Annotated in this window: 10 protein-coding genes; 5 read left to right on the top strand and 5 right to left on the bottom strand. The window is 42.2% G+C overall.

The genetic code is table 11. From position 1 onward, the window contains the following. Nucleotides 1–80 precede the first annotated feature (80 nt). The gene (locus tag IPM47_00230) at nucleotides 81–2,519 is read right to left on the bottom strand and encodes a T9SS type A sorting domain-containing protein (GenBank protein ID QQS29415.1); all 2,439 of its coding nucleotides are present in this window, start codon (nucleotides 2,517–2,519) and stop codon (nucleotides 81–83) included. Between the two features lie 201 nt (nucleotides 2,520–2,720). Here IPM47_00230 and IPM47_00225 point away from each other — a divergent pair, with 201 nt between their 5' ends. Continuing rightward, nucleotides 2,721–4,721 carry a glycosyltransferase gene (locus IPM47_00225; GenBank protein ID QQS29414.1) on the top strand — a complete coding sequence of 667 codons (2,001 nt, stop codon included), beginning with the start codon at nucleotides 2,721–2,723 and terminating at the stop codon, nucleotides 4,719–4,721. A gap of 35 nt (nucleotides 4,722–4,756) precedes the next feature. On the opposite strand, the gene IPM47_00220 is transcribed toward IPM47_00225, so the two are convergent. Then, a complete protein-coding gene (locus IPM47_00220; protein QQS29413.1) occupies nucleotides 4,757–6,223 on the bottom strand; it encodes a hypothetical protein in 1,467 nt (488 codons plus the stop codon). A 197-nt stretch (nucleotides 6,224–6,420) separates the two neighbouring features. Here IPM47_00220 and IPM47_00215 point away from each other — a divergent pair, with 197 nt between their 5' ends. From IPM47_00215 to IPM47_00200, 4 genes are all read left to right on the top strand, one after another. Next, on the top strand, nucleotides 6,421–8,880 hold the full coding sequence (locus tag IPM47_00215) for a tail fiber domain-containing protein (protein ID QQS29412.1): 2,460 nt from the start codon (nucleotides 6,421–6,423) through the stop codon (nucleotides 8,878–8,880). Nucleotides 8,881–8,949: 69 nt separating this feature from the next. Further along, nucleotides 8,950–9,816, top strand: coding sequence for a hypothetical protein (locus IPM47_00210; GenBank protein QQS29411.1), 867 nt, complete (start codon nucleotides 8,950–8,952; stop codon nucleotides 9,814–9,816). A gap of 230 nt (nucleotides 9,817–10,046) precedes the next feature. Then, nucleotides 10,047–11,435, top strand: coding sequence for an aminotransferase class I/II-fold pyridoxal phosphate-dependent enzyme (locus IPM47_00205; protein QQS29410.1), 1,389 nt, complete (start codon nucleotides 10,047–10,049; stop codon nucleotides 11,433–11,435). Between the two features lie 102 nt (nucleotides 11,436–11,537). Continuing rightward, nucleotides 11,538–12,920, top strand: a complete 1,383-nt coding sequence (locus tag IPM47_00200) for an aminotransferase class I/II-fold pyridoxal phosphate-dependent enzyme (protein ID QQS29409.1) — start codon at nucleotides 11,538–11,540, stop codon at nucleotides 12,918–12,920. 331 nt (nucleotides 12,921–13,251) lie between these two features. On the opposite strand, the gene uvrC is transcribed toward IPM47_00200, so the two are convergent. The 3 genes from uvrC to IPM47_00185 form a co-directional block, all read right to left on the bottom strand. Beyond that, on the bottom strand, nucleotides 13,252–15,045 hold the full coding sequence (uvrC, locus tag IPM47_00195) for an excinuclease ABC subunit UvrC (protein ID QQS31352.1): 1,794 nt from the start codon (nucleotides 15,043–15,045) through the stop codon (nucleotides 13,252–13,254). An 83-nt stretch (nucleotides 15,046–15,128) separates the two neighbouring features. Then, entirely contained in the window at nucleotides 15,129–15,680 is a 552-nt protein-coding gene (locus IPM47_00190) for a hypothetical protein (GenBank protein QQS29408.1), read from the bottom strand. Between the two features lie 207 nt (nucleotides 15,681–15,887). After that, on the bottom strand, nucleotides 15,888–17,417 hold the full coding sequence (locus IPM47_00185) for a 2,3-bisphosphoglycerate-independent phosphoglycerate mutase (protein ID QQS31351.1): 1,530 nt from the start codon (nucleotides 17,415–17,417) through the stop codon (nucleotides 15,888–15,890). Nucleotides 17,418–17,472: the final 55 nt, after the last annotated feature.

Raw genomic sequence — 17,472 nt, 5'->3', positions numbered from 1 at the left:
CTTTTCAGCACCATACAGGTTTGTGGTGTTAACATTTTCTATCAAACAAGAACCTCAATATCTTAGTTCCCTTCTTTTTGTTACTGCGATACGAGTTTGCCGGTATGAATCGTTTTTCCATCCATCAAGCGATACAGATATATACCCGAGGGCAATTGAGATAAATCTATCTCTATATTTGACGCTGTAATATTATTACAGGTTTTTACCACCTTCCCGTCAATCCCGCTGATTTGCAGGGTAAACGAATGTTGCGCAGTGTTGGTAAAATAAAGCATTGTTGTTTTTGAAAATGGATTAGGCAATATCTTTACATTACCTGGCTGAACATTCGTATCAGGAGTTATATCTGTCAGTAAAAAGGCAGGAAGGCAGGGGTTTACTACTTCCACTACAGTTTCTTCGTAATTGTCGTTGATCATGCCTGTAACACTCAGACAAACCTGTTCTTCCGTAACAGCGCTGTAATAAACGCGCAGGAACGGCATGAATTCTAAATAACGGTCAATTCTTGACTCGGTAACCGATACCCCTAAAATAGTGCCCTCAGGGTTAAATAAAATATCTGCATTATAGAGAGGGTCTTCTAAAATAGGAATAACTCCGGCAATCTGAAGTCCGCTGATTTGCAACTGATAGGCAACCAGATAGTTTACAGGCGACATCACATAAATGTCAACATAGTTTTCTTCGGAGTTGATGTTTTCCAACTTAACCGATACCAAACCAAAAGGGTTAATGATCTGAGGAGTTGGGAAATTGCAATGATTATGAGCAGTTCCTCCACCCGGATGTGTATGTGTGCCGTTGTTTTGCAAAAAACAGGATAGCAATAAAGCGGCATCTGCAATATTGATTTGAGCATCTCCATTGAGGTCGTTGCAAGCAGATGCCGTTAAGTCATCGCTCACAATTCCGGTCATGTAGGCGAACACGTCGTTGGTATGGTAGATGCCGTCCGGTTCAAGGTCGCCAATCAGTTTTTGTCCGCCACAGTTGCCTTCACAGTCAATCTGCGCTGTTCCGTAAATTTCACCCAAGCAATCGGTATAAGGCTCACAATCGGTTACCTGAGTTACCGACACGATATTACCTTCATCGTCACGGGTCAGTTCAATACAAACCTGCGCCCAGTTGTTGTAATGATCGAGTTCTATACGTCCAAGTGCATCGGGGCTTTGGTCCCAGTTTACCCGTACCACCAATGTATAAATACCGGAGGAGAGATTGGTGATATCAACCCATTGACAACCTAAAGAGGAGTGGTAAATATCTCCGCATCCTGCACTGATTCCCTGATTGCCACAGTTATATTTATAAGTTCCACCATCAGAACACTCTAAATCCATCACACAAAAACCGTTTTTAAATCCGACCGGAATTTCCTGCCCATTGGCATCATACACCATATATTCTGCGTAGCCTTCATAGTGCCAATGGCTATGGCAAGGGTCCCATTCCCACTGTTCGTCGCTGCCGGAAGGTGAAGCAGGCGGTACACCGATATAGTAATCCTGATTGCCTATATTTTTGATATGGGTGGTAAACCGCAATAAATCTCTGACCCCATAGCCCGACATACAACCTTCTTCGATATAACAACCATCGGTATTGTTCAGGGTTGAATAGCTAAGGGAACTTTCCAGTTCAGATTGTACAACTATTAAATCGGGACCATTTGGACAGGCCGGGTCTCCGGGATATAAACACGATCCCTCAATATTAACCGTTGCAACCGGGTCGTAATTACAAGCCAATGGATCGGTACAACCACTAATCGGCCCATCATATTCAATATCCCAATAAATTGGATTGCCAATACAACTGCCGCTGATATCGCCAATACGCAAATAATACACTTCGTCTTTTTGCAGGTTTGCCATGAGGCTTGCATGGGGGTCGCATCCTTCGGTTGAATAATAAATACTCGCTTCCATATTGTTTGCCCAAGGCAGATTGTCGCAATAATCATACATCCATATACCGGTATTGCAGGCAAACAGGGTATTGCAGGTTGTGATTAAAAAGCGGCCGGAAGTATCGGGAACAAACCTGTACCAGGTATTGGGCGCTACGGCATAATAGGAGTTTCCGGAAAAGATATCAATAGGAAAATGACAAGAGTATCCATCGGGACATTCTCCAAAATCGTAGCTGGCAAAATATCCGAAATTGTCCCCTGAAGTAACAAGATTGCCGTCAAAAAACACCTGATACCCCCCTTCATTGATAAGACCATCACCATAAGTATCGTAAATATTAAACGTCAAACAGGCCTCTTCGAGGGTAGTGCAAAAACTCCCGCCTTCGTCGGTTCCGCTTATTACCGGTATGCCGGCTGTGTTAAGAACTTCCCAACTTGTTTCGGACGAAGCCCATGAATCGGGTACAATCTCTACCAAAATTTCGTACTCGCCATCCGGGCAGGAGCTTTGAGCCACAACATTATTCGGATAAAGCATCACTAACAAAATAACAGAGCAAAACAGAGAGGCAATTTTGTATATACTTTGGTACATTTGGCAGACAGGTAAATTTGTTTAGAATATGATTGGTTTTACCGCAGTGATGGTGCAGAATTCACACAAATTTACCGTTTAATTTGTTTTACCTGCTTTTAAAGATGTTATATTTGCGCAAATACGACATTTCCCCAATTTTTAAGCCTGTTCAAACAATCATCTGCAAGTTTTCCTGATGTTTCCCACCCCGCTTTAATTATGGTAAAACTATCGGTGATTATTGTCAACTACAACGTCAAATACTTTATCGAGCAAGCCCTGCTTTCTGTTCGAAAAGCATCGGCAGGCTTGTTAGTTGAAGTCATTGTAATTGACAATAACTCGGTTGATGGTTCTGTTGAACTGATTGAGCAAAAATTTCCGGAAGTCATACTAATTGCCAACAAAAAGAATGTTGGGTTTTCGTCCGCCAACAATCAGGGAATCAGTATAGCAACAGGGGAATATGTATTGTTGTTGAACCCAGATACGGTGGTCGAGGAAGATACCTTTACCAAAACCCTTGCCTTTATGGATGAACACCCCGATGCAGGCGGGTTGGGGGTTAAAATGTATGATGGCAAAGGTGGTTACCTTCCCGAATCAAAAAGAGGGCTGCCAACTCCGGCAACGGCATTTTACAAAATGACAGGATTATCTGCCTTGTTCCCCCGTTCAAAAGTCTTTAACCATTATTATCTCGGACATCTGAACAACGATGAAACCAATGAGATAGAAATACTTTCCGGTGCTTTTATGTTAATTCGCAAATCCGTTTTGGATAAAACAGGATTATTAGACGAAACCTTTTTTATGTATGGTGAAGACATTGACCTGTCCTACCGGATACTAAAAGCCGGATATAAAAACTACTATTTCCCCCATACCCGCATCATACACTATAAAGGTGAAAGCACTAAAAAAGGCAGCCTGAACTATGTTCGGCTTTTTTACAACGCCATGATCATTTTTGCCCGAAAACATTTTTCTGCCTCCGGGGCAAGATATTATGTTTTAAGCATTCAATTGGCAATATACCTGAAAGCCCTGCTGACGGTAGCCGAAAGATTTGTGCGGCAGCTTTTGCTACCCCTGACCGATGCAGCCATTATTTACGGGGGGATGTACCTCATTAAAGATTTTTGGCAGGAAAATGTGAAAGTAGCCGAAGGAACAACCTATGCGCCGGAGTATATGCTCATCAACGTGCCGCTTTATATTCTGATTTGGCTGCTTACTGTTTTTTTGAGCGGGGGCTATGATGTCCCGTTGCGGCTAAGCCGGATTGTGCGCGGAATATTGGCAGGAACTGTGCTGATTTCGGCAGTTTATGGTTTTTTACCCGAATCCCTTCGTTTTTCAAGAGGGATGATTTTATTGGGCATGGCTTGGGCGGCATTTGCCCTAAGTGGTTGGAGAATGTTATTGCATTTTATCCATTACAGAAATCTCAATCTCGAAACTGAGCGACAGACCAAAAGAGCGTTGATTGTCGGAAGTCTTCATGAATGTTTGCGGGTTCGCAACATGTTATATGAATCGGGAGTGAATATTGATTTGGCAGGATACGTTATCCCGGAAATCACAACAACTGCCGGCAAACCGGAACAGGAAAATCAAAATATTCTTGGCACTACCCGTCAATTAGAAGAAATCACAGGTATTTATAAGGTAAATGAGATTATCTTTTGTGCGCTCGACTTGCCTTCACAGCAAATCTTGCAGTTTATGATTGACATCGGGCAACAGCTCGATTACAAAATTGTACCCCCCGAAAGTCTGAGTATCATAGGAAGCAATTCAAAAAATACTGCCGGCGACCTTTATACCATTGATATCAACCTCAACCTTAGTCAGTCGCGATACCGGCGCAACAAACGGTTGTTTGACCTCTGCACCTGTCTGGCAATGCTTGTTTTGCTCCCTCTTATGCTGCTGCTGATTCGCAGTAGAATGCGTTTTTTGTACAATTGGTGGCAGGTATTGAACGGCAGCCGCACCTGGATAGGTTTTGCGCCCGTACAAAAAGACGATCATACAACGATTACCCTTCCCCGCCTCAAAAAAGGAATACTCTCCCCTTTAGACGAACTGCCCGGGAGGGAATATGATTCCATAACCAAACAAAGGCTAAACCTGCTGTATGCCAAAAACTATCACCCCTATACCGATTTGGATATATTGTGGAAAGGTTTTGCCGATCTGGGCCGTAAATCCTGACAAAAAGAAGGCTTTTAACAGCAAATTCATCTAAACTATTTGTTTCTATAGGCTGCTTCAATGAGATTGAATTTTTCAAACAACCAATCTTTATGAATAACCTGAACAGACAGGAGTTTTTCCTTCAGACGATTCAATCGTTTCCGGCTGCCCTGATGATGCAGATTCATCAGTCTTCGCAACAAAACGACAAAATGAATTTGTGAATTTATCTGCGCTTTTGAAGTATTGCCCCGGTTTTTCACCAGATACTGTCGCATTGATTCCAATTGTGGCTCCAACAATAACCATTCGTTCAGTTCATAGTATAACCTGGCTCGCAGCATAGCAGTCAGCATGTAAAAAAAATCGGCTTCGCCAACTTGAATCTCATGAAGGCTATCGTACACTTTATCGTATTGTTTTCGGCAAAAGGCCAATTGACCTTTGGCATAATGATAAGCGCTGTTCCGGTATTTATCCCACACTAATTCGCGGTATTGGTTAATATAATCATCGGCAGAGTTCAAATGATTCAAACGGATGCAATGTTTTACAAAGTTGATATAATGACCCGGTTCGATTGCCTGTTGTTTGTTGATGGGAATTAAATAGGCATTTACCGAAATTGCCTTTTCCGTTACTTCGAGATATTGTTCCGAGTAGCTGCTATTTCTGGAACTGTTTGCATTGCAATAGTTCAGTAAGGTGGTAAACATATTGTATTTTACAACATTGCTAACTTCTATGTTAGCGTGAAATACCACTTCCCTGAAAGCAAAAAAATCTTCGTCCCGCTGATAATGCACTAATTTTAAACGCAAAAACTCAAGAGTAACAAACGGATGTACCCGTTCTTTGAGAGATTCGTAGAGCTTTTCGACATAAGAGATATGGTATGGATAAGGAAGCTCGGCATTGTAATCCTTTCTGATTCTGTAAAATGAAGCGATATAGTTAATCAGGTTGACCAAATACAAATTGCCTGCATGGTCAACAGAATGCCAGGTTTCAATATTGGGTACTATTTTTTTGCGCTTGTATAAATGATGATGTTGCATTTTCATCTCCCTGCCTTTTTCAAAAATCCAATGGGCGTAAAAATACTCGACCCCCAGTTCCATTTTGTCCACCTTTTTTTCAATAGCCGGCAATAATGTTTGGAACAAGCTCCCTCGTTTGTCCCTGACGAACAGATAATTGAGTAGAAGTAATTCTTGCTGAATTGAAGTTTGATACATGCAATGGGCTGCAAATGATTTTGCAAGCTCAAACAACTTATTGCTTAGGTTGTACAATACCTGCAAATTGCTGTATTGTTTGCCTTTATAGATGGTTCTGAAAATCTTCAGTTTATCAACAGCTTCCTGGTTAAAAGCCGGGTAGGACTTAACAAGCAACTTGTATAATTCGATCACTTTAGTACTGCTATTGTACAAAGGACATTCCACATAATGTCCGAACTGTTTGAGTTCTTCAGGCGAAAATGTTTTCAGCAACAAAATTAACCTGTTTTTGTACATAATTCTCCGGCTTTAAATTTAGTATAACTTATTGATAATCAATGGTTTATTTCCAAAACCGTTTAAATCGGTTGTTAGAAGTCCCAAAAATACTACTTTTTTATGGATAAGGGGCGGGATAATTTTGTAGCATCAGACAAAGAAAAAAAGTTTGACCACAAAAAGACAACTACAATTTATTAAAAACATTCATAGCCATGAAAAATTATTTCTGCCTCCTTGCTTTATGTTTACTGTTCATGAGTTTCCTTACTCAGGCTCAAACACCACAAAAGTTCAGTTACCAAGCCGTTGCCAGAGATGCAACAGGTAGCCCGATTGTCAATTCAGATATTTCCATCCTCATTAGTATTAATCAAGCAGCGCCAATGGGAATAACTGTTTACAGCGAAAGACACGATGTTTCCACCAATCAGTTCGGATTATTCAACCTTGAAATCGGAACAGGTACTGTCCTTAGCGGTACATTTACTTCTGTTGCTTGGGGTAATGGAGATAAATATATAAGTGTTGCTATGGATACTGATGGGGCAAACAACGGTTACACTTATATAGAAATGGGAACAACGCAGTTGCTTAGTGTACCCTACGCACTTTATTCCGCTGAAAGCGGGAACAGTTGGAAATTAACCGGTAATGGAGGCACAAACCCCAATTCAAACTACATTGGCACAAGCGACGCTCAACCGCTAATGTTCAAAGTGGCAGGAGTAAAGGCAGGTGAAATCAATTCGTTGACCTATAACACTTCTTGGGGAGGGTCGTCCATGCGATTTAATACTACCGGTCTGGGAAACACTTCTCTCGGTTATCAATCCCTTTACAATAATACAACCGGCTCGGACAATATTGCTATCGGGCCATACAGCTTGTTCGGAAATGTAGCCAACGGTAGAAGTATTGCCATAGGATATAATTCGATGGCAAATGCTGATAATAGCAGTTCAGGACAATACACTTATAATACAGCTATTGGTTATGAAACTTTGAAGGGAAGTATCACTCTTTCCAATAATACGGGCAAATTTAATACAGCTATAGGAACAAAAGCAATGTTCGAAAATTCTACCGGTAACGGCAATGTTGCAATCGGTGTATATACTTTAGAAACCAACAGCACAGGGTTTAACAATGTCGCAATCGGACGGCAATCGCTTCAATCAAACATCACAGGATATTCAAATACCGCCATCGGCGCATATTCCCTAAATTTTAACAACACCGGGGAAAATAATACCGCCATCGGTCAATCTTCAATGAACAATAATAGTTCCGGCGATTTTAATTCTGCTCTTGGGTATCAGTCGCTTCGAGACAATTCTACTGGAACTTATAACATAGCAATAGGCTCGAATAGTCTTGTAAATAATAAAGCCAATAACCGAAGTATTGCTATTGGATTCAATGCTATGTATTATGCCGATAACCGCACTACCGGACGGGAAACTTACAATATTGCCATGGGCTACGAAGCACTGGAAGGTAGCAGTAGCCCCGCAAACAACACCGGAAGATACAATACTGCCATCGGAGACAATGCAATGAACAACAATACTGCGGGCGATAGCAACAGTGCACTTGGTATTCGAACCTTGTTTTCCAATACCACCGGCAGCAATAATACTGCAAGCGGATATGAGGCACTTTACATCAACACTTCCGGAAACTTCAACAGCGCTTTTGGCTACAGTGCTTTACACAATTCGACTACCGGGAGCAATAATACTGCAATAGGCCGAAGCGCTTTGTTTTACAATACTACCGGATACTCAAATGTTGCCGTTGGTGTGCAGGCACTTATGAACAGCCAAACCCAAAACAACCTCGTAGCTGTTGGCGACAGCGCACTTTATAACAACGGTCTTGGTGCTTTGAATACCACACATGCTTCATCAAATACAGCAGTAGGCAGCAAATCTTTATTGTCAAATAATATCGGATATCACAATACCGGAATAGGATCAAGTTCACTTTCGACAAACAATCAGGGCTACTCAAATACAGCAGTAGGCAGTCGCTCACTCCTAACCAACACTACAGGCAATTACAATACTGCTCTCGGATACAATGCCTATCCAATTAATTCAACCTTAAACAACTATACCGGATTGGGATTTGGAGTTGGGACAAGTAACAGTGTCAGTAATACAGTTGAAATTGGAAACAGCAGTGTTTCTGCCGTTAAAATGCAGGTGTTACCTACAACCTACAGCGATGCACGGATAAAAGACGATGTTGCCGAAGATGTTCCCGGAATTGCCTTTATATCAAAGTTACGACCGGTTACCTATCACCTCAATATTCATCGCCAAAACGAGATGCTATACGGCAAAGAAAAACCCGACACGCTTGATTGGGAGGGCAAATACGATGTGGAAAAAATCAAAATGACCGGTTTCATTGCCCAGGAAGTACATCAGGCTGCCAAAGACAGCAACTATGATTTCAGTGGAATTTACCAGCCAAAAAACGCCAACGACTTGTATGGGTTGAGTTATAGCGCATTTGTCATGCCTTTGGTAAAAGCAGTACAGGAACAACAAGTCATCATCGAACAGCTTCAGCAACAAACCCAAATCCTGCAAACCAAAGCAGATCAGTTTGACCTTTTACTAAAAGAAATTAATCAACTCAAAAAAGCCTTAGCTAAAGAATAGCCAAACGCTATTAACCTGAAAGCCATGTTAAAACCCAATTTTCTTAACCCTGTTTTCATTCTAATATACATGAAACATCTGCACGTCACACTCCTGTTTTTTCTTTTCTCCATCTATATCAACGCTCAATCTATCAGTAATCAGGTCATTGCAAACGGGGGCACATTTTACCAAACCAACACAGGCTCTATTGCTTATACCATAGCCGAACCTGTCAGCACCACTCTGACTTCCGGGGGTAAAACCCTAACTCAGGGTTTTCATCAGGTTTACAGAAACCCGCTACAAATCAAGTTATTTCTGGAAGGCCCTTATATAGGAAATGCGATGACCACACATCTGCAAAACGGAACGAGTGTAATGCCATTGCACCAACCCTACAACACCGCTCCGTGGAACTATCAGGGTGCTGAAAAAATAACCTCAATTCCTGCGAATGTAACCGATTGGATATTGGTAGAAGTTAGAAATGGAATCAATAATCCTGAGATAGTAGAACAAGCAGCAGCATTCTTGATGTCGGATGGAACTGTTCAGGACATTGACGGAAATCCCGGAATTAAATTTGACAACCTCAAAGCGGGAACTCCCTATCACTTTGTTATCCGCCACCGCAACCATCTGGCAATCCTGAGCGATGAATACATCACTTTTCCATATAACGGACTATATGATTTTTCTATCAGTTCTTATCAGGCTTATGGACCGAATCAATTAAAACAATTGAATGATGAAGTTTTCGTCCTTTTTGCCGGAGACTTCAACGCAGACGGTGCCATCACCGTTGCCGATTTCAACTTCTACGCTGCCGAAGTTTCCGCCATCAACCAATATACTGATGCCGATGCCAACCTTGACAAACAAGTAACCGTAGCCGACTTTAACCTTTACCAACCCAATGCCAGTAAAATCGGAGTGCCACAGGTAAGGTATTGAGTTAGGCATAAGGCATAAGACGTATAGGGTTAGCATTTTTGGTGAAAAGTGTATGATTGCTCTTGAAATTGCTTTACAAGATATTGTACAAGAGGTTGGAGATTGCGAGCAAGTCCGCAATAACGCGTTAAAGGGGTGAATTCACACTTCAACATTCAACATTCGCCATTCAAAATTCACTATTCACTAACCATAACTAAAAACCAAAACCAAAACTAAAAAACTAAAACATGAAAAACTTCAACTTCACAGACGAAACCGGAAACCAATCAATCAGTTTCAAACTTAGCCATCATGGTCAGATTGACAGTAAGGAATATTCCTTGCTCGAAACCTTATATGACCAACAATTGCATCAGCTTAGTTTTGAGCAGCGCATCGAGATTTTGAACAGTTATATCACCGATGCTAAAACTACCAACCATTATTCGTTCAGACGACAGGTACAATCGGGTTGCAAAACAACCACCAAAATCATGGAATCCGGAACTATGGAAGAAAAAGTCATGATTAACCTGTCTTCCAATGACTACCTAAATTTGTCGCAACATCAGCAGGTAAAAGATGCTGTTACCCTTGCGGTTCAACACTATGGGTTAGGCTCGGGAAGTTCTCCAATGTTTACCGGAACTACGAATGTGCACCGTCAATTGGAACAAAAAATTGCTCAGTTTAAAGGTACAGAGGATGCCATGCTGTTTTCTTCGGGTTATGGAGCAAACTTCGGCACAATCCGGGCACTGCTTACCAACAACGATGCTGCTATTTGCGATATGTATGCCCATGCAAGCCTGATGGATGGATGTACAAATACCAACAAGTTTTATTTCAGACACAACGATATTGACTCGCTTGCACAGGCTCTCCAAAAAGCAAGCAAATACAAAAACAAACTTGTGATTATTGATGGGGTTTATTCGATGGATGGAGATATTGCGCCGCTGGAACAAATCATTCAAACTGCCCGCAACTACGGTGCCTGGGTGATGGTGGATGATGCTCATGCTACCGGGGTCATTGGTAAAAATGGCAGAGGAACTGCCGACCACTTCGGGCTGACCGGAAAAGTAGATTTGATTTCCGGTACTTTCAGCAAAGCTTTGGGTGCTGTCGGTGGTTTTGTCGCCGGAAGCAAAGCACTGATAGCCTACCTCCGAATTGCTTGTCGTGCCTATATGTTTTCAACAGCTCCGGCTGTTCCGGTGATGGCCGGGGTCATTGAGGCCTTTAACATTTTAGACCAGGAGCCTTACAGGATCAGACAACTTCATCAAAACATCAACTATTGCCGCACTCAACTGCTAAGTATGGGTTTTAACATAGGCAACTCCCGGACTGCCATCCTTCCTCTCATTATCGGCAACGATTACAAGGTTAAAGAAATGACCTACCGTTTAGAACAAGCAGGAATACTCGTCAATGCCGTTCCCTATCCCGCAGTTCCCAAAAAACTGACCCGTGTTCGTCTGACACTTACTGCCGGCCTCGCAAGATACCAACTCGACTATGCACTACAGGAAATAGAAAGAATAGCATCTGACCTCCAGATCATCAACAATACTTATCTATTCACCCAACAACAAAACAAAATTCAGCAAGACCAACTTGCTTTCGCATAAGGATCTGCTTTTTGATACAGTATTGAAGATGGCGACCATTCAAAAAAAATTTGTGCTACCCAGTTCGATTTACTTCATATTTCATAACTCATCACTAAAAAAATGAAAACCTATCTTTACACAGACGAATCCGGCAAGGAACAAACCCTTGCTTTCCAACTCAGTCCACACGGCTCAATTTGCAGCAAAGAATACTCATTATTCGAAACCTTGCACGACCACAAATTGCAGTACCTGAACCTGCAACAACGCATTGATATTTTGTGCAGTTACCTGACCGATATTCACAACTGCGGGCACTATTCCTACAAACGGGTGTTAAATACCGGTTGTAAGGTGATGTCAGAGGTTAAACCCGATAACTATGCCGATGAGACCCCCATGCTCAATCTGTCTTCCAACGATTACCTCAACTTTTCGCAACATCTGCAAATCATAGCTGCCGCAGCCAAAAGCCTTTATCAGTACGGGTTAGGTTCAGGAAGTACGCCCATGTTTACCGGTACGACCCCATTGCACAGCCAATTAGAACAAAAAATTGCACAATTCAAAGGAACAGAAAAAGCCATGTTGTTTTCATCCGGATATGGAGCAAATTTCAGCACTATTCGCGCTTTGCTAACAGAAAAAGATGCTGCTATTTGTGATATGTATGCCCACGCCAGTCTGATGGATGGATGTACCAATACCAACCGCTACTACTTTAAGCACAACGATATGCAATCGCTCAGTATCGCCCTGCAAAAAGCTGCCAAACATAAAAACAAACTTGTCATTATTGATGGGGTGTATTCTATGGATGGCGATATTGCCCATTTAGACCAAATTATTGACATAGCTCATCAAAATGGGGCATGGGTGATGGTGGATGATGCTCATGCTACCGGGGTCATTGGTAAAAATGGCAGAGGAACTGCCGACCACTTCGGGCTGACCGGAAAAGTAGATCTGATTTCGGGTACTTTCAGCAAAGCACTTGGAGCAGTGGGTGGTTTTATTGCAGGAAAAGCTGATCTGATAGACTATCTTCAGATTGCCAGCCGTGCTTACATGTTTTCTACTACTCCCGCAGTTCCTGTAATGGCAGGAATTTTAGAAGCACTCAACATCTTAGACCGGGAACCTCATATCATCGAACAACTTCACCAAAACATCACCTACTTCAGAACTGAAATGCAAATGATGGGCTTCAATGTCGGGCATACTCAAACCGCCATTATTCCGCTCATTATCGGCAACGATTATAAAGTTAAATTGATGACCCAACTACTGCATCAGGCAGGAATTTTGGTCAATGCTGTGCCTTACCCTGCTGTTCCTAAAAAACTGACCCGCCTGAGAATAACCATCACTGCCGGACTTAACAAACAACAACTCGACTACGCCCTTCAACAAATTGAAAAAATTGGATCCCAACTCCAAATAATCAACCAAATCCAATTTAAACACCAACCTTCATATCATCATCACTTAATGCCGGCATGAAAAACCACTCCAATCTTTTCATTTTTTGAGTAAATTAAGGCAGGGTTGAAACCATGAACCCTTAAACACCTCCCTCTTTGTCGGAAAGGCAGCGACAAAGAGGGTTTTTTATGTATTGGCAGGGTTAACTTGCCGTTGTTTTGATAGTTTTCAGACAATCCGACGGAAGTCATGTGGTTGGTTAAGAGAGCGTGAAACCTGTCAGCTTTTGGAACATTGAACGTGTTCAGAACGAATTTTAGTTTTGTCTAAAATACCACACTCAATTTAGCTTTTTTACACTACCTGCGTAGTTTTAATTTCATGGAGTTTCTGACCTTAACCCAAATCTTTATTCGTCCATAGCATCAAAATAGACTTTCAGGGCTTGAATTTGTTTGATGTTCAAAATTTTTTTCAAATCTTCGTCTCCGGCTTTTTTGATGTTTTCGATAGACTTAAAATTTGTGAGCAGTTTTTCGGTGGTTTTAGCGCCAATGCCGGGAATGTTTTCCAAACCGGATTGGAAGGTGCCTTTGGCCCGCAACTGCCGGTGGAAGGTGATGGCAAACCGGTGTGCTTCGTTGCGGATATGCTGAATGAGTTTCAGGCTTGGTGAACGCTTGTCAATATGGAGAGGGTAGGAGTCGTTTGGCACATAGATTTCTTCTAATTTTTTGGCAATACCTACCACCGCTACTTTCTCATAAATCCCTACCTCCCGAAGACTTTCGACTGCTGCACTCAGTTGCCCTTTGCCCCCGTCTATTACTATGAGTTGCGGGAGCGTTTTATGTTCTTCTATCAGCCTTTTGTATCGCCGGCGCACAATTTCGGTCATCGAAGCAAAATCATTGGGACCTTCTACGGTTTTGATCTTATAGTGCCGGTATTCTTTGTTTGCCGGCTTGCCGTCTTTGAAAACGACCATAGAAGCAACCGGAAAACTGCCTCCAAGGTTTGAATTGTCAAAGCACTCTATATGTTGAGGTAATTCGGTCAACCGGAGGTCTTTTTTAAGTTGGTTGAGCACTTCAAATCGCTGCTCTTCCGGTCGTTTTCGTTGCCGGTCTTTAATTTCAAATTGTTTGCGGTAGTAAAAGGCATTTTTTTTGGCGAGTTCTAAGAGTTTGCGCTTGTCGCCGATTTGAGGAATCGTAATTTTAAGACTTTTGTCGGGATAATCCGGGTCAAAGGGCAGGATGAGTTCATTGGAGTTGCTGTTAAATTGATGCCTCATTTCTGCTATTCCAAAGGTGAGCAGTTCTTCGGGTGTTTCGTCCAATTTTTTTACCAGTTCTATCACTTTGGTTTGAATAATGGAGCCATTGACCACCTTGAAAAAACTGATATAAGCGCGTTTTTCATTTTCTTCAATATTAAATACATCCACATCGTTGATCGCGGGATTTACCACCATGGATTTGCTTTGGTAGTGTTGCAGGCTGTCGAGTTTTATTTTAACTGCTTGCGCCTTTTCAAAATCAAACGATTCGGCATATTCCAGCATTTTGTCTTTTAAAAACTTAATCACCGAAGCAATATTGCCTTTCAGGATTTTGCGGATCTGGCGGATGTTTTCATTGTATTCATCTGCCGGCTGTTTGCCTTCACAAGGGCCTTTACAATTGCCCAAATGAAACTCTAAACAAACCTTAAACCTGTTTTCAGCGATGTTTTTGGCAGTTAGTGACAAAGCACAGGTGCGAAGCTGGAACAAATGATGCACCATTTCAATGATGTTGCGCGCCTGAACAACAGAGGGATATGGTCCAAAGTATTCAGCCCCGTCTTTTTCAAGCTGTCTTGTGAGGAAAACCCTGGGAAACGGCTCTTTTTTAACACAGATATAGGGGTAGGTTTTATCGTCTTTGAGCAGAATATTGTAACGGGGTTGCAGCTCTTTTATCAATACATTTTCCAGCAAAAGGGCATCTTGTTCAGATTCGACTACGGTAAATTCTATTCTGGCAATTTTACCGACCAAAATCCGGGTTTTACCATTTTCATGCGCCTTGACAAAATAACTGCTTACCCGTTTGCGCAGGTCTTTGGCTTTACCGACATATAATATTGTTCCCTCCTCATCAAAGTATTTATAGATACCCGGGTTGTTGGGGATCGTGGGTAAAATTTCGGTTTTTATGCGCTCTGAAGTAGTCAAATCTTGTTTTGCGGTTTAAAAAGTTAGACATAAGGCTTTAGAGGCAAAAAATTAACCATGCAGGCCTACTTAAACCTTGCCTCAATATTAAAAGTTTGCGGAGACATGAGGATGACTTTTTGGGTGGTTTGTATTTGGTAGCCGGAATTGCTTTGATAGGTCAGGTTTTCTGAAAGCTGGTAAACAAAATTGTCGGCATGATTGAAAATGGTGATGGATTTAGGGGTTGTTGTGTTATGGTCAAAAACGAGATTAATAGACTGGGTGCGCATTTCTGTATCTGTAGCGGTATAGGTAACCGTGGTTTGTTGCCCTTGAACAGAAGTATCGGCAGCGTATTTATCCCGCCATGCAGGTTTATTGATATCTGACAATGAAAAAATTGCCAGCTCTTTTTCCCAGTCAACGCTTTGCAGGGTTTGATTTTCGGTTTTACCATTCAACGAAGCCTTTTTGTCAAGCGTTGTCTTCTGTTTCGACAGCCGGTCAATTTCGGAAGTAAAATAAGTTTCAAGGTTAAAGTACGGGGTTCTTTTACTGATAAGGTCAGTCTCGTTTGACGAACCAAGGCAGCCGGAAACTCCGGTTAAAATCAACAGTGATAAACCGATTGCCAAAAACAAAGAGCTTGTTTTCGGGAATAACGCTGGAAAGATGATGGGGGTAGCAGGTCGCAATGAATTTATTAATTTTGATTACTGATAACAGATGAAAGGCTGCAAAGATGCGCAAATTAGCAAAAAAGAATACCCCACAATTCCAACGACATCACTCTTTAAAGAGGGGGACCACCCACTTATTACTTAACTACTAACCATTATCCACTAAAAAAGCAACACTTCCCCGGTCATTTCCGGCGGTATAGGCAGTTGCATAATGGTTAAAATAGTGGGTGCAATATCGGCAAGTTTACCGTTCTTCAGTCTGCCTTTAACATGGTTACCCACCAAAAAGACGGGAACCGGGTTGGTGGTATGGGCAGTATGGGGGGTGCCGTCAGGTTCAATCATGATATCGGCGTTGCCATGGTCGGCAATGATCACGACAGCATAACCATGTTGCATAGCTGCTTCAACAATACGTTTGGTGCAACTGTCAACGGTTTCAACCGCCCTGACCGCTGCGGCAAACACACCGGTATGACCGACCATATCGGCATTTGCAAAGTTCAGGCAAATAAAGTCGGCCTTTTTTTCCGAAATTTTTTCGAGAATGGCATCCGTAATGGCAAAAGCACTCATTTCGGGTTGCAGGTCGTAGGTGGCCACTTTGGGAGAAGGAATCATGATACGTTCTTCGCCCTCAAACGGAGCTTCGCGTCCGCCGGAGAAGAAAAAAGTTACATGAGGGTATTTTTCGGTTTCCGCAATCCGAATTTGACGCTTACCATTTTCCGATAATACCTCGCCAAGGGTATGATTCAGATGTTCTTTTTCAAAGATAATGCCTATATCGGTAAAGGTGTCATCATACCGGGACATGGTGATATAGTGCAGGGGTAAAGTGTACATTCCAAATTCCGGAAAATCCTGTTGGGTTAATGCGGCGGTAATTTCGCGGCACCGGTCGGTTCTGAAATTAAAACTGATTACCACATCTCCTTCCCTGATACAGCCCAAAGGTTGCCCGTTTTCGTCTAAGGCAACGATGGGTTTTAAAAATTCGTCTGTAATACCCTGTTCATAAGATTGTTGAATAGCATCAGTCAGGTTTTGAGCCGGAAATCCCGAACCCAGGGTAAGCAGGTCGTAAGCTATTTTTATTCGCTCCCAACGTTTGTCCCGGTCCATGGCATAATAACGTCCGACAATCGAGGCTATTTGCCCGTCTGAATGTTGCAGATAAGCTTGAAGGTCTTCGATATAGCCTTTTGCTGAGGTGGGGGAAACATCCCGACCGTCTGTAAAAGCATGGATAAATACTTTTGGGATTTGACCTTGTTTGAAAATATCGCACAATCCTTTCAGGTGGTTGATATGCGAATGAACGCCTCCGTCAGACACTAAGCCGATGAGGTGAATAGGTTTGCTTTTTTTTAGTGCATAGTCCATGGCAGCTTTCAACACTTTGTTGTTGGCAAGAGAGCCGTCATCAATGGCAGCCTGAATGCGCTGAAGTTCCTGATAAACTATTCTTCCGGCACCGATATTGAGATGACCTACTTCTGAATTTCCCATTTGACCTTCAGGCAATCCGACTGCCGGTCCGTGGGTAATCAGTTCGGCATTTGGACAGGTTTTGTACAAGTTGTCAATAAACGGGGTATCAGCTTGTGCGATGGCACTGACTTCAGGGATTAAACCATGCCCCCAACCGTCTAAAATAAGCAGTATGACTTTATCGTTATGAAACATGTATTTTACTTCAATTAATTTTTCGGGCAAATTTACCATTTTAACGAAATCACCG

The sequence above is a fragment of the Sphingobacteriales bacterium genome (genome assembly GCA_016700115.1).
Taxonomy (GTDB): Bacteria; Bacteroidota; Bacteroidia; order Chitinophagales; family UBA2359; genus UBA2359.
This window is presented reverse-complemented; position numbering and strand designations above follow the sequence as displayed.

Excerpts from the sequence above, each read along its gene's own strand:
- IPM47_00230 (QQS29415.1), bottom strand. The coding sequence starts at position 2,519 with ATGTACCAAAGTATATACAAAATTGCCTCTCTGTTTTGCTCTGTTATT.
- IPM47_00225 (QQS29414.1), top strand. The coding sequence starts at position 2,721 with ATGGTAAAACTATCGGTGATTATTGTCAACTACAACGTCAAATACTTT.
- IPM47_00220 (QQS29413.1), bottom strand. The coding sequence starts at position 6,223 with ATGTACAAAAACAGGTTAATTTTGTTGCTGAAAACATTTTCGCCTGAA.
- IPM47_00215 (QQS29412.1), top strand. The coding sequence starts at position 6,421 with ATGAAAAATTATTTCTGCCTCCTTGCTTTATGTTTACTGTTCATGAGT.
- IPM47_00210 (QQS29411.1), top strand. The coding sequence starts at position 8,950 with ATGAAACATCTGCACGTCACACTCCTGTTTTTTCTTTTCTCCATCTAT.
- IPM47_00205 (QQS29410.1), top strand. The coding sequence starts at position 10,047 with ATGAAAAACTTCAACTTCACAGACGAAACCGGAAACCAATCAATCAGT.
- IPM47_00200 (QQS29409.1), top strand. The coding sequence starts at position 11,538 with ATGAAAACCTATCTTTACACAGACGAATCCGGCAAGGAACAAACCCTT.
- IPM47_00185 (QQS31351.1), bottom strand. The coding sequence starts at position 17,417 with ATGTTTCATAACGATAAAGTCATACTGCTTATTTTAGACGGTTGGGGG.